9 protein-coding genes are annotated in these 13,975 nt (G+C 73.6%); 1 reads left to right on the top strand and 8 read right to left on the bottom strand.

Annotation, left to right across the window (positions count from 1 at the left end):
* Nucleotides 1-256: 256 nt before the first annotated feature.
* From ACYQ8Q_RS37645 to ACYQ8Q_RS37615, 7 genes are all read right to left on the bottom strand, one after another.
* Nucleotides 257-1,861: an FAD-dependent oxidoreductase gene (locus ACYQ8Q_RS37645; RefSeq protein ID WP_460071168.1), complete on the bottom strand. Its 1,605-nt coding sequence runs from the start codon at nucleotides 1,859-1,861 to the stop codon at nucleotides 257-259.
* Entirely contained in the window at nucleotides 1,858-2,904 is a 1,047-nt protein-coding gene (locus tag ACYQ8Q_RS37640) for a methyltransferase (RefSeq protein WP_460071167.1), read from the bottom strand. The genes ACYQ8Q_RS37645 and ACYQ8Q_RS37640 overlap by 4 nt, the downstream gene beginning before the upstream one ends.
* A 1,320-nt stretch (nucleotides 2,905-4,224) precedes the next feature.
* On the bottom strand, nucleotides 4,225-5,823 hold the full coding sequence (locus ACYQ8Q_RS37635; RefSeq protein WP_460071166.1) for an MDR family MFS transporter: 1,599 nt from the start codon (nucleotides 5,821-5,823) through the stop codon (nucleotides 4,225-4,227).
* A gap of 228 nt (nucleotides 5,824-6,051) precedes the next feature.
* Nucleotides 6,052-7,029, bottom strand: a complete 978-nt coding sequence (locus tag ACYQ8Q_RS37630) for a quinone oxidoreductase family protein (RefSeq protein ID WP_460071165.1) — start codon at nucleotides 7,027-7,029, stop codon at nucleotides 6,052-6,054.
* Nucleotides 7,030-7,163: 134 nt separating this feature from the next.
* Complete coding sequence (locus ACYQ8Q_RS37625; RefSeq protein ID WP_460071164.1) at nucleotides 7,164-8,141, bottom strand: quinone oxidoreductase family protein; 978 nt, start codon at nucleotides 8,139-8,141, stop codon at nucleotides 7,164-7,166.
* Between the two features lie 539 nt (nucleotides 8,142-8,680).
* Complete coding sequence (locus ACYQ8Q_RS37620; RefSeq protein ID WP_460071163.1) at nucleotides 8,681-9,682, bottom strand: methyltransferase; 1,002 nt, start codon at nucleotides 9,680-9,682, stop codon at nucleotides 8,681-8,683.
* Nucleotides 9,683-9,731: 49 nt separating this feature from the next.
* The gene (locus tag ACYQ8Q_RS37615) at nucleotides 9,732-11,276 is read right to left on the bottom strand and encodes an FAD-dependent monooxygenase (protein ID WP_460071162.1); all 1,545 of its coding nucleotides are present in this window, start codon (nucleotides 11,274-11,276) and stop codon (nucleotides 9,732-9,734) included.
* Between the two features lie 148 nt (nucleotides 11,277-11,424).
* Here ACYQ8Q_RS37615 and ACYQ8Q_RS37610 point away from each other — a divergent pair, with 148 nt between their 5' ends.
* Nucleotides 11,425-11,916 (top strand): MarR family winged helix-turn-helix transcriptional regulator, encoded by a 492-nt coding sequence (locus ACYQ8Q_RS37610; RefSeq protein ID WP_460071161.1) that lies wholly within the window; start codon nucleotides 11,425-11,427, stop codon nucleotides 11,914-11,916.
* Between the two features lie 420 nt (nucleotides 11,917-12,336).
* On the opposite strand, the gene ACYQ8Q_RS37605 is transcribed toward ACYQ8Q_RS37610, so the two are convergent.
* Nucleotides 12,337-13,968, bottom strand: a complete 1,632-nt coding sequence (locus ACYQ8Q_RS37605; RefSeq protein ID WP_460071160.1) for an FAD-dependent oxidoreductase — start codon at nucleotides 13,966-13,968, stop codon at nucleotides 12,337-12,339.
* Nucleotides 13,969-13,975: the final 7 nt, after the last annotated feature.

Genomic DNA, 13,975 nt, shown 5'->3' with positions numbered 1-13,975 from the left:
GCGGACCACCCCCGTCGGGCCGAACGGCGGTCCCGCCCTCCCGGTGCGGCCGTCGTCGGGCGGTCTCGGAGGGGCGGGCCGGTGACCGGGTGAACCGCGCTCGTCCGGACGACTGGCCGGCCGTCCGGTTGCCGGGCCGGGCCGAAGGGGCGGGGCCGGTCGGCCCGTTGGCCGGACCCGGTCGGCACGGTGCTGCTCAGGAGCCTTGTCGGCCCGCCCCCTCTCTCCCCCCGAGCCGGAGCGGTCGTTCTCGGGGCTACAGGCGGTCCAGGAGGGTGCGGAGGGAGTGGGACGCCTCGCGGTCGTGCGGGCCCGGGCCCTCGCCGGTGGTGCGCCAGGCGACGAATCCGTCGGGGCGGACCAGCACGGCACCGCCGGGACGGACACCGTAGCGCCGCAGGAACGCGCCCTCGGGGTCCCGCAGGTGCCCGTCGGGGCCGACACGGACCACCTTGAGGCTGACACCGAGCGCCTCGGCCTCGCCCTCGACGGCCGCCGGCCAGGCGTCCGCCCCGTCGACGAGAAGCGTGAACCCGTCGCCGTAGAGGTCGACGACGGACTGCGGGCCGTCACGGCCGTCCAGGACCAGGTGCGGGGCGCGGGCGCCGGGGCGGGCGCTCGGCTGTTCCGGGTCCTCGACCAGCGCACCCGGCTCGCCGTCCTCGGCCGTGAACGCGCCGGACGGGTAGCGGTAGCCGAACGTCATGGCCGCCTCGCTGAGCAGATCGGCGGCGACGTCCTGGTACTGCTTGCCGTCGCGGACGGCGAACCGCAGCATCGCCTGCCGTACGGTCTCCTCCGCCACCGGACGCCGTTCCGCGTCATAGCTCGCCAGCAGACCGGGCCCGGCCGCGCCGGACAGCACCAGCGCCAGCTTCCACGCCAGGTTGTACGCGTCCTGGATGCCGGTGCTGGCACCGAACGCGCCGGTCGGCGGCATGACGTGCGCGGCGTCCCCGGCGACGAAGACCCGGCGGGTGGCGAAGGAGTCCGCCACCCGTGCGGAGATGTCCCACGCGGGCATGTCCACCGACTCGATCTTCAGCTGCAGGTCCGGGACACCGACCGCCGCGCGGACCAGTGCGACACAGCGCTCCTCGGTGAAGTCCTCGGCGCTCTGCCCCCGTTCCGGGAAGAAGGACACGTTGATGACCCAGCGCCGGTCGTTGTCGATGGGGATGATCGTGCCGCGCACCTCGGGGTTGTTGACGTACGCGGCGATGATCTTCCGCCCGCGCAGCGCCTCGTCGAGGTCGGCCTCGAAGAAGAAGCTGATCAGGTTGGTGATGGTGCCGCGACCGTGGCCGCCGATGCCGAGCATCTCGCGCAGCGGGCTGCGGCTGCCGTCCGCCGCGATCACGTACGCGGCACGGATCTCCGTCTCGGTGTCCGAGGCCAGGTCCCTGACCCGCACCAGGACGCCCTCGTCGTCCTCCTGGACCGCTTCGACCCGGGTGTGGAAGCGGACGTCCGCGCCGGCCTCCACCGCCCGTTCCCGCAGGATCGGCTCCAGCTGGTTCTGGTCGATGAGCGTCCACTGGGTGGGGCTGATGCGGCCGATGTCCTCGGGCGAGGCGTTCGGCATCCGCACCCGTTCCTGGCCCGCCAGCGTCTCCACGTGCACCAGGTCGGTGTTGCCGGAGATGGGCGACCGTCCGGCCCGTACCCGCTCCTCCATGCCGACCGCGCGGTACAGCTCCATGGTGCGCGGGTTGATCGCGCGGGCCTTGGGGTGGGAGGAGGTGTCGGCGTGCCGCTCCACGAGCGTGGCGCGCACCCCGTGCCGGGCCAGGAAGACGGCCGCCGAGAGTCCGGTCAGCCCGCCGCCGACGATGAGGACGGGCGTCTGCTCCTGCTTCATGCTGCTGCCTCCTTGTGGGCCGTCACCAGGGTGTGGGTGCCGAGCAGCGGCTCGGCGGAGCCGTCGGCGAAGCCGGCCTCGCGCAGCCAGTCCCGGCAGTCCGCGATCCGGTACTCGGATCCCTCGGGGCTGACCAGCCGCATGTGCAGGCTGCTCAGGAGACGTTCGGGGTCGCTGCGGTCGTCGTCGATCATGCGGTCGTAGACGACGACGGCGCCCCCCGGGTTGAGCGCGTCGAAGACCCTGCGCAGGAGGGTGCGCCGCCGGTCGGTGTCGAAGCCGTGCAGGATGTGGCCGAGCACGAACACGTCCGACGCGGGCAGCGCGTCGGCGAAGAAGTCGCCGCCGACGAAGGCCACGCGGTCGCCGAGCGCCAGACCCGAGATGTGCTCGGTGAACAGCGGCCGGGTGCGCTCGAGGTCGAAGCAGGTGGCCCGCAGATGGGGGTGCGCCTGGACGAGGACGCCGGCGAGGTTGCCGCGGGCGCCGCCGAGGTCGGTGAACGAGGTGTGCCGGCGCCAGTCGACGCGTCGGGCGAGCTCGGCGCCCATACGGTCGCTGTAGGCGTCGAGACCGGCCAGGAAGCGCTTCATCTTCGCGGGGTCCTGGTGCCGGTCCCCGACGAAGCCGCCCTTGTCGGGGTCCAGGTGCTGGGGTTCGCCGGTGCGCAGCGCCTCGGTGAGCCGGCCCCAGGTTCCGTACAGGGTCTCGTTGGTGAGTTCGACGAACCCGCCGAGGTAGGAGGTGGAGTCCGGCACGAGGTAGGCCTGCGCCAGGAGGGAGTTGCGGTAGCGGCCGTCCGTGCGCTCCAGGAGGCCCAGCCCGGCCAGGGCGTCCAGGAAGTCGGGGGCCATACGGGAGTGCATGCCGGTGTGCCGGGACACGTGGGCGGCGTCGCGGGGGCCCTCGGCGAGCGCGGCGAAGACACCGAGCGTCACGGCGCTGTGCAGCACCTTGGCAGCGCAGTCGGCGATGGTCAGTTTGATGAGCGGGCCCGGGTCGACCGCTTCTGCCGTCGTGGTGGGGTCTTCGGTCGTCGTCACACAAGCCTCCTGGTCGCCCTTGGCGTCTGCGTGGGTGCGGTGCTGCCGACGATGTCCTCGGCGGGTCCAGCGGGGCTCGAAGAGCGCTGAAGCCCTCCGGGCCGGGACGCCGACGATCTCCGCCCCGCACTCCTGAAGCCGCCGTTCTCCCGCCGCCGCCCCGGCCAGGACCCGGACGCACGGTCCCGTCGACGACAGGCCCACAGGACGGCCTGCCCCCACCAAACGGACCACCCACCCCTCGCCCAAACTCCGGCCGGACCCCGGCAGACCCCGGGCAGACCCCGGGCAGACTCCGGGCGGGCCCCGCAGACCCCGGCAGACCCCAGGCAGACTCCGGGCGGATCCCGGCCCGACCCCCGGGCAGACCCCCGGCGGGCCCGGGCGGACTCCGGCCCGACCCTCGGGCAGACCCCGGCAGACGCCGGGCGGGCCCCAGGCGGGCCCCGGCCGGACCTCGGCCGGACCTCGGGCAGAACCCGACCCGACCCCCGGGCAGACCCCCGGCGGGCCCAGGCGGGCCCCGGGCAGACCTCGGGCAGACCCCCAGGCGGGCCCCGGGCAGACCCCGGCCGGACCTCGGGCAGAACCCGACCCGACCCCCGGGCAGACCCCGGCCGACGCCGGGCGGGTCCCAGGCGGGCCCCGGGCAGACCTCGGGCAGACCCCCAGGCGGGCCCCGGGCAGACCCCGGCCGGACCTCAGGCAGAACCCGACCCGACCCCCGGGCAGACCCCGGGCAGACCCCAGGCGGGCCCCGGGCAGACCCCAGGCGGCGAGCGCCCGGCGGAAGGCAGCGGAGGGCCGGCGGAGGACTGGGCGGAGGGCCGGGCGGAGAACAGCGGGCTCGCGCGCGGGGAACGGCGGCCGTAGGCCCGCGGTGCGTGGCGCGTGGCGAGCGTCTGAAGCCGGAGGGCAGGGCGCCGACGCACGGCGAACGGCGGCCGCGGGCCCGTCACGCGACCGCGGGGTCGCGGCGGGGAAGTCACCCGTGTGCCCTGGACGCGACGCGTGCCCGAGGCCGAGACCGGCATTCCGTGTCGAGACGCTGCGGCCGACGCCTCCCGGGGCGGCGGGCCCGCGGCCGGCGGCCGCAGGCGGGCGGCGACTGGAGTCGGGGATCGACTGCCCGGAATCGACCGGCTGTCCACCACCGCGAACGGGCGTCGGCCCCACATCCGCCACCGGCGTCAGAACCGAGTCCCGGCGCCGCCGTCGGCTCAGGGGCCGAGGGCGGGTGGGGTGGGCCGGGGTGGGGGAAGGCCGCCCTTCCCGGTCGCGTGGGCGTTCGGGAAGGGCGGCCGGTGGAAGGGTGGCGGGTCAGTGGTCCGCGGGCTGGTGCTCGCGGGCCTGCTCGTCGCCGCCGGTGTCCCCGTGGTCGCCGTGGCCCCCGTGGTCCCACGTCTTCAGCGGCATGTTCTTCATCCGCAGGGCGAGGGCGAGGCCGACGATCAGCACCGGCACCGCGGCGAGGAAGACGGGGTTGAGGGCGGCCACATAGGCCTGCTCGACCGCGTCGCGCACAGGCGCGGCGAGGTTGTCGAGGACCTCCTGCGAGGAGAGCGCGTCCGGGTCGATGCCGGTGAGGGCGCCGGCCGGGACGCGGTCGGCGAGTTCGCCGGTGAGACGGTCGTAGAAGAGGGAGGCGAACACCGAGATGCCGAGGGTGCTGCCGAGCTGGCGGGAGAAGGAGACCGTGGCGTGGACGGCGCCGATGTCGTCGCGCGGGGCCGTGTTCTGCGCGGCCATCGTGAGGACCTGCATGTTGAGGCCCGCGGCGATGCCGAACAGCAGCATGTACGCGATGACGACGGCCCGCGGCGTGTCGACGTCCATGGTGGAGAAGAGCAGGGCGCCGACGATGCCCAGGGCCATGCTCAGCACCGGGTACCACTTGTAGCGCCCGGTCTGGGTGATGATGCGTCCGCTCACCACCGAGGAGGCGACGAGTCCGAACATCATCGGCAGCAGCACCACCCCGGACATGGTGGGCGTGGCGCCGGTGACCACCTGCACGTACAGGGCGAGGAAGTTGACCGCGCCGAGGAAGACGACGCCCGCCGCGAAGCTGACGGCCGCGCTGATGCTGAAGGTGGAGTCGCGGAACAGGTGCAGCGGGATGACCGGTTCGGCGGCCCGCCGCTCCGCGGCCACGAACAGCACGCCCATGACGACGGCCACCGCGCCGAGTCCGAGGGTCTGCGGCGAGATCCAGTCGTACTTCGCCCCGCCCCAGCTGCTGAGCAGCGTCAGCGCGACGATGGCGAGGCTCAGGGAGATGAACCCCGGATAGTCGATCTGTGCGCGTCGCGCCTTGGGCGGCAGGTGCAGGCAGCTGACGATCAGGACCAGGACGACCAGCCCGAGGGGCAGGTTGATCAGGAAGACCCAGTGCCAGCTGAGGAGATCGGTGAGGAGTCCGCCGACCGCCGGTCCGGCGAGGGCGGCCGCGGCGAAGACGATGCCGAAGAGGTTGAAGTACTTGGCGCCCTCGCGCGGGCTGAACAGCTCGCCGATGATGGCGAGCACGGAGACGAACAGGCCGCCCGCTCCGATGCCCTGGAAGACGCGGAAGACGATGAGCTGCTCCATGGACTGTGCGGCACCGGCGGCGACGGAGCCCGCCAGGAACAGCACGATGGCGACCACGAAGACCTTCTTACGGCCGTACAGGTCGCCGAGTTTGCCGTAGATCGGCGTGGTCACGCTGCTGGCGATGATGTACGCCGTGGTCACCCAGGCGAACAGGTCGAGGTCGCCCAGGTCGCCGACGATGCGGGGCAGGGCGGTGGCGATGATCTGCGCGTCGAGCATCGCGAGGAAGATCGTGAGCATGCAGGCGGCGATCACGATCTTGATGCGGGTGTCGGGCGCGGTGCCCGTTCCCGGGTGGTGCGATTCGGTCGGCGGCGATGACATGGCAGTGGCCTTTCGGGTGAGGGATCAGGTGTCCCGCGTGGGGCGCGCGCCCCTACGTGTGGTGTTCCGTCCCCGTCCCACCGGCTCCTTCGTGAGGGCCGGCGTCATGCGCTGTCCGAAAAGGGGATCTTCACGTCGTGGTGCGGGTGGAGGTGGGGTGGCCGGCCGCAGCGGGGGATGATGCGGCCGGCCACGTCCGGCGGGAGGGTGGCCGAACGGCGCGGCCGGTCAGGGAACCAGGACGACCTTGCCGAGCTGGGCCCGTGCCTCCATCAGTTCGTGCGCCTTGACGGCGTCGACGAGGGGGAGCCGCTCGTGCACGACCGGCCGCACCTTGCCGGTGCCGATCATGTCGAGCAGGTCCCGCTGACCCGCGGCGATGGCCTCGGGCCTGTTGTAGAGCATCGCGTAGAGCGCGAAGCCGGCGATGGTCTTCATCCGGCTGAGCATCAGCGGGTTGACCGACTGGATGTCGCCGCTGGCCGACCCGTAGAAGACCAGACGCCCGAACTGCGCGGTCAGGGCGACGCTCTTGATGAGGATGTCGCCGCCGACCGTCTCCAGGACGACGTCCGCGCCACGGCCGTCGGTGGCGGCCATGACCTGGTCGGCCCAGTCCTCGTCGGTGTAGTTGACGGTGACGTCCGCGCCCAGTCCCCGGACGAAGTCCAGCTTGGCCTGGGTGCTGGCGGTCGCGATGACCTTGCCGGCGCCCATCGCCTTGGCGATCTGCACCGCGAGGTGGCCGACGCCGCCGGATGCGGCGTCGATCAACACGGTCTCGCCGGGCTGGAGTTGGCCGGACTCCTTCAGCGCGTGGTACGCGGTCTGAGCGGGGCTCGGCAGCAGGGTCGCCTCGGCGGCGTCCATCGAGTCGGGGATGCGGATGGCCCACGCGGCGTCGGCGACGACGTGGTCGGCGTAGGCACTGTGGTCCACGTCGACGACGACACGCTGGCCGACGGCGAGGTCGGTGACGCCCTCTCCGAGGGCCTCGACCGTACCGGCGACATCGCCGCCGGGAGCGCCGGGCAGATGGGCGTGGCCGCCGATCGGGATGCCCTGGCGCCGCTGGACCTCGGCGAAGGTGACGCCGACGGCCTCGGTGCGGATCAGCACTTCGCCCGGTCCGGGCTGCGGCTTCTCCGCCTCTTCGACACGCAGCACCGAAGGGCCGCCGTGCTCGTAGTGGCGGATGATTCGCATGGTTTTCTCCCAACTTGGAAGTGTGTCGAGCCGCGAAGGATCGCGGCTCCGCCCAGGAGTCCGGGTTACTACTTACATGCTGTCACACATTTACATGATGGTCCACACATTATTGCGCCAAGGTGCGTGCCCCGTCAGGGGACGAGGACGACCCGTCCGAGCTGGCGGCGTGCCTCCATCAACTCGTGGGCGGCTGCGGCCTCCTCGAGCGGCAGCTCGGCGTACACGACGGGCCGGACGGTGCCGGCGGCCACCATGTCCAGCAGCTCCCGAGCGCCCCGGGCCATGGCGTCGGGCCGGTGGCGCATCACGCCCCACATGCTGAAACCCATGACGGCACGGTTGTCGAAGATGTCGCCGACCTCGATCGCGGGAACGTCGCCGCCGGCCGTGCCGTAGACCACGGTTCGGCCGAAGGGGGCGGTGAGGTTGACGCTCTTGGTGAGGATGTCGCCGCCGACCGTTTCCAGGACGAGGTCGACGCCCTGGCCGCCGGTGGCGGCCCGCACCTTCTCCTCCCAGCCGTCCTGGCTGTAGTCGACCGTGAAGTCGGCGCCGAGGGAGGCGGCGAAGTCCAGTTTGGCCTGGCCGCTCGCGGCGGCCAGCACCTGGCCGGAGCCCAGCGCCCGTGCCATCTGGACCAGCAGGTGGCCGATGCCGCCCGCCGCCGCCGTGATGAGGACCGACTCCCCCTGCTGCAGCCGGCCGGCCGTGACGATCACGTGGTAGGCGGTCTGCGCGGGGATCGGCAAGGAGGTGGCCTGTCCGGCGTCGATCCCCTCGGGGATGGTGAACAGCCAGTCGGCGCGGGTGACCACGTACTCGGCGTACCCGTCGGTGCCGACGCCGGTGACCACCCGGTCCCCGGTCCGCACTCCGGTCACGCCCTCGCCTACCGCCTCGACGGTGCCGGCCACATCGCCGCCCGGGGAGCCGGGGAGGGTGGCGGGGCCGCCGACCGGGATGCCCTGACGGCGTTGGCACTCGGCGAAGTTGACGCCGATCGCCTCGGCTCGGATCAGTACCTCGCCGGGCCCCGGCGAGGGTTTCTCCGCCTCTTCGACGCGCAGTACCGACGGGGCGCCGAACTCGTGATGACGGACGATACGCATGGACTTGCTCCTCTTACGGGTGTGGGGGGTGCTGATGTGTGCGATGTGCTGGTGTGTGCGGGCTCGGTACGACGTACGGCCCGGCACCGCGGTGGAGTCGGCGCCGTGCCGAGCGGCGGTGGCACCGCGGCCGTCCCGCGCACCGCCCGCCGCCCGACCGAGCCGGACGAACCGCCCGTCCCGGCCGGCCCACCGGGCCCGAAACCGAGCAGAGCCACACCGGACCGCCCAGGCAGAGCCGAGCCCGGTCGAGCCCGGCCAGGCTCGACCCGACCCCGCCCGTCCCGGTCGATCCGGTCGGACGGATCCGGTCCGGGCCACCCAGTCCAGGCAACCCGGTCGGACGGATCCGGTCCGGGCGATCCGGTCGGTCCAGCCGATCCGGTCGGCCCGATTCGGGCGGTCCGGACGGGCGGCGGTCGGGGTGGATCGGGCCGGGGCGGGTCGGGGTGGATCGGGCCGGGACGGGTCGGGTCGGTGTGGGTCGGGGTGGATCGGGCCGGGGCGGGTCGGGTCGGTGTGGGTCGGGTTGGGGGAGGTCAGGGCTTGGTGAACTCGGCCAGGGAGCGGACCGGGCCCAGGGGGACCACGCGGCGCAGTGACAGGTCCGCTCCGGCCGCGAGCCGGGCCAGTTCGCCGGTGGTGCGCATCTGGCCGCCGAGGTAGACGAGCATCCGCAGGTCGAGATCGGTCTGGTCGGTCTGCACGTCGAGCAGGCCTTCCACGACCATGACCCGGCCGCCCTCGGCGACGGCCTCGGCGCAGCGGCGCAGGATGGCGGTGGCCTGCTCGTCCGGCCAGTTGAGCAGGACGTTGGCCAGCAGAAGGACGTCGGCCCCGGCCGGCAGCGGGTCGAAGAAGCTGCCGACGACCGCCTCGCAGCGGTCCGCCAGCCCCGCCGAGGCGAACTCCTGGCCCGCCGCCGCGACGGGCCGTTCGAGATCGACGAGTGTCCCCCGGGCGCCGGGGGTCGCGGCGACCACGGCCGCGAGCAGCGCCCCGCTGCCGCCGCCGACGTCGACGACGTGCCGTACACCCTGCCACTCCCCCTGCGCGAGGAGCGCGGGAAGAACCCAGCGCATGCTCGCCGCCATCCGCGCGGCGAAGGCCTCCGCGAGCGCCGGGTCCGCCTCGACGTCCTCCCAGAAGTCCCTGCCGTGCAGGGAGGAGTAGACGGGGCGGTTGTCGCGGACGGCGTCGAGCAGCCGGAGGAAGGCGAGTTCGCCCCGGCCGGTCGGCCCGTCCAGGCCGAGCCAGTCACGGCCCGACCCCTCGACGTCGCCGCGCAGCATGTCGCCGAGCGGCGTCGGCTCGTACTCGCCCTCCGCCGCGACCCGGTAGAGCCCCGCCGTCACGAGATGGTGGAGAAGGCGGCGCAGCGCCACGGGATGCACGTCCGCCGCCTTGGCCAGCACCTCGACGGTGGCCGCGCCGTCCGCCATGTGGTCGGACAGCCGCAGGGTGGCGGCCACTCTGATGGCCATCGGCGTGATCAGGTCGCTCTTCGCCAGCAGTTCCCGGGACCAGGGTGGTGCGCTCACGCGTCTCCTCGCATCGGATGGGGGGCGGGGCCGTTCGCCGCGCGGCCGGTCAGACGGTGCCGAACCACGTGGCGAGCGCGGTGGCCAGGGACTCGCGGACCTCCGGTTCCGAGGCGTCCCGGTCCACGGCCCAGGCGACGTAGCCGTCGGGGCGGACCAGCAGGCCGGCCAGCTCCGGTTCGCCGGCGCACTGCGCCCGCACATGACGCACCCGCCCGGCCCAGGAGACGCCCGCGCCCCACTTCTCGTAGGTCTGGGCGATCTCCGGGCGGCCGGCCAGGTCCAGCAGCACGCCGGTGCCCCGCTTCAGGTAGCCGGGGAGGGTCTTCTCCCCCTCCTCCGTGGTCAGGACGAGATCGCGGGCGAAGTCGCCCAGCATGCGGTGAGCGGGGCCGTCGAGCGTGTAGCGGACGGTGACGCCGCTGAGCATCTCAGCGAGGTACAGGTTCACCTGGTCCCTGCGCATCAGGTCGGTGAAGAGCTCGCGCAGCGGGGTGACGTACGGGTCCGGGTTCATCAGCGCGATCTGGGCGCGGGTGTTGGCGAGCACCTTGCGGGCCGGTGCCTGGCGCTCCGCGTCGTAGGTGTCGAGCAGCCCGTCGGGCGCCCAGCCGTGGACGGTGGCGGCGAGCTTCCAGCCGAGGTTGAAGGCGTCCTGGAGGCCGAGGTTGACGCCCTGGCCGCCCACGGGGAAGTGGGTGTGGGCGGCGTCGCCCGCGAGGAGGATCCGGCCCTCGCGGTAGCGGTCGGCCTGGCAGGCGGAGTCGGTGAAGACGGACAGCCAGCGCGGGTCGTGGGCGCCGAGGTCGCTGCCCCAGATCTCGCGCAGGCTCGTGAGGAACTCGTCCAGGGTGAGCTCGGCGCCGGCCTCGCGCTCGGCGGCGAAGTCGAAGGTGGACACCCGGTGGTAGGTGTCGTCGAGCGGCACGCAGAAGAGCAGGCCGCGCTCGGTGCGCTCCATGCCCATCGGGGCGTTCTCCCGGTCGGCGAGCTTCACGTCGGCGAGGCGGGCGGTGACCCGGCCGCCGGTGCCGGGGAAGTCGATGCCGGCCTCCCGGCGGACCAGGCTGCGGCCGCCGTCGCATCCCACGACGTACCCGGCACGCAGGGTGTAGGCGCCGTCGGGGCCGGTGACGTCGGCCTCGACGCCGTCGGCGTGCTGGCGGATCGCCGTCACCTCGTGGCCTCGCCGGATCTCGGCGCCCACCTCGGCGGCGCGCTCCTCCAGCAGGCGCTCGGTCCGGGTCTGCTCGGACAGCAGGGCGTAGGCGTGGCTGCTGTCCAGGGCGGAGAAGTCGACCCATTCGTCGAGTCCCGCGAAGTGGCCGTTGTTCCAGGACCGGGCGCCGTCGCGGAACCGCTCGACCAGGCCGCGCCGGTCGAGGGACTCCAGCGAGCGGGCGTGCAGCCCGAAGGCCTTGGAGTGCGGGGTGCGCTCAGGCAGGCGCTCGAGCACCACCGCGCGGACGCGGGAGATGCGCAGCTCCGCGGCGAGCAGCATGCCGACGGGGCCGCCGCCGACGATGAGCACGTCCATCTCGTCGGGTCCGTTGTCGTCCGGTCCGGTCGTCCCGGATGTGGGCTGGGTTGTCATGGCAGGTTCCTCCGCGTCCGTGTCCACGTCCTCCCCGCGAGCGAAGGACAATTACGTGTTGGCTGACAGATATGTGTTTGATTACATGCAGTGGATTGACAGCATACAGATGCTCGTCTGCCGTAATCAACTCGCCTAGAATGTGGTCATGGAGACTTCGACCCAGAGCCAGCCGCGAGCAGCCGAACTGCTCGATGCCGTCGGCCCCGCCTTCTCGCGACTGCGGCGCGCGCAGGCGCTGAGTGTCGAGCAGCAGGTGTCCCGCAAGGACATGACCCGCACGCTGGTGCTCAATCTCGTCCAGGACGGACCGGAGCACGAAGGGCAGGAGATCACCGTCGGCGTGGTCGGCGAGCGGCTGGCCGTGGACCCGTCGGTGGCGAGCCGTATGGTCACCGACTGCATCGGAGCCGGCTATCTCGTGCGGGCCGCCTCGCAGCGCGACGGCCGCCGGACGATCCTCCAGCTCACCCCGGAGGGCGAGGAGATGCTGGTCCGGTTCCGCAGCCACCAGCGCTCGGCGTTCGAGCGCATCACCCAGAGCTGGCCCGAGGAGGACCGGCTGGAGTTCGCGCGGCTGCTCATCAAGTACGTCGACTCCATCGGCGAGTTGCAGCACGAGACCCCCGACCCGTCCTGACCGGCGGCGCCCCACCGCCCGGGCCGGAAGCCACCCCGGCGCCCGGCCCAGGATCCGCCCCGGCCTCCGGACCAGTAGCCGCCCCGGCCTCCAGGCCAGAACCCACGCCGCCGCCCCGGCCTCCGGACCAGAGGCCACCCCAACGCCCGGGCCGAGGGCCACGCCAGCCTCCGGACCAGGATCCGAACCGGCCTCCAGACCAGAACCCACACCGCCGCCCAGGCCAAGAGCCCACGCCTGCCTCCGGACCAGAAGCCGCCCCGGCCTCCAGACCAGAAGCCGCCCCCCCTCCCCCCCCCGGACCAGAAGCCGCGTCGGCCCCCCGGCCAGAAGCCGCGTCGGCCCCCCGGCCAGAAGCCGCGTCGGCGCCCCGGCCGGGAGCCGCGGCGGGCGTCCTGCCGCGGTTCCCGGCCCGGCCCGTCATCCGCGGGCGAGCACCGTGCGCAGCACCGCCGCCAGCGCGGTCCGCTCCCGGCCGGCGGGTTCCGCCCCGCGCGAGCGCCAGGCGACGACTCCGTCGGGCCGTACCAGCACCGCGCCCTCGGCCGTGAGACCGCCGTACCGCTCGGCCCAGCGGCCGTCCGGGTCGGCCAGGGTGCCCGCCCCGCCGCCCGGGCCCGGCACCACGCGCCGCGCGGTGAGCTGCACACCCAGCTCGGCGGCGGCCCCGACGGCCGCCGACTGCCACTCCCCGCCCCGCTCCCCGGCCAGCAGGACGAAGCCGCCGCCGAACAGGTCGAGCGTGGACAGGGGAGCACCGTCCCGCGACAGCACCGCGTAGGGCGCGCGGGTGCCCGGCGCGCCGCGCAGCGTCCGCGGATCGGCCGGGGCGGGAAGCGCCTCGTCGCCCGGCTCCGGGACCACCGCGGCCGACCGGTAGGCCTGCCCCATGGTGACCGTCAGCGCGTCCGCGGCGGCGGCCCGCTGCTCGTCGGTGGCGCTGCCGGAGCGCACCGCGAGCTGGAGGGAGCCCTGTCCGGCCGTGTACGCGGCCACCGGACGGCGCTCGGCGTCGTACGTCCCGAGCAGCCCCTCCCCCGCGGCCCCGCCGACCACCAGCGCCAGTTTCCAGGCCAGGTTGTGCGCGTCGGCGATCCCGGTGTTCGCGCCGTAGCCGCCGGTCGGCGGGATCACGTGCGCCGCGTCGCCGGCCAGCAGCACCCGCCCGTGGACGAAGCCCTCGGCGACCTGCTCCGCCATGTCCCAGGGGAAGCGGGAACGGACGGTGACCTCGGTCCCGGGCGAGCCGACCGCCGCGCTCACCAGCTCGGCGCAGCGGGCGTCGGTGAAGTCGTCGAGGCTCTCGCCGTCCTCGGGGCGGTAGCCGACGATGAGGGTGCCACCGGTCAGCGTGTCGTCGTGCACGAGGATGCCGGTGACCTCGGGGTTCTTCACATGGACCACGCTGTAGCGGCGGGCGCCGAGCACCGGGCGCAGATCCGCGGCGAAGGCGATGCTCACATGGTGCGACAGCACGCCACGCCCGTGACGGGGCACCTTGAGCGCCTCACGGACGGTGCTGCGCGGCCCGTCGCAGGCCACCAGATGGCCGGTGCGGAAGGTGCTGGTGCCGTCGCGGTCCCCGAGGACGGCGGTGACCCCTTCCGGATCCTCCGCGAAGGAGAGGAGCTCGGTGCCGAAGCGCAGATCGGCGCCCAGCTGTTCGGCCCGTCGGCGCAGCAGCGGCTCCAGCCGGTCCTGCGGCAGCAGGAGCAGCCGGGACGGGGTCAGGTCGCCGAGTTCGTCGTCGCCCTCCAGCTCCTCCTTGCTGAACAGCACCTCCCCCGCCAGGGAGGTCACCCCGGCCCGTGTGCGGTGGGTCTCGAAGCCCGCGGCCTCCCGCAGGGCCGCGTCCTCGACGCCCGCCTGCCGCAGCAGTTCGGCGGTGCGCGGGTAGTAGCCGACCGCCCTCGGGTGGACGGAGGTGCTCGGGTGGCGCTCCACCAGGGTGCAGCGCACCCCGTGGTGGGCGAGGAACACGGCGGCGGACAGACCGACCAGGCTGCCGCCGACGATCAGTACGGGTGCGTCACCGGAACGCGTCGCGGACATCGCGGAA

Source organism: Streptomyces sp. YKOK-I1, assembly GCF_054660435.1.
This window is presented reverse-complemented; position numbering and strand designations above follow the sequence as displayed.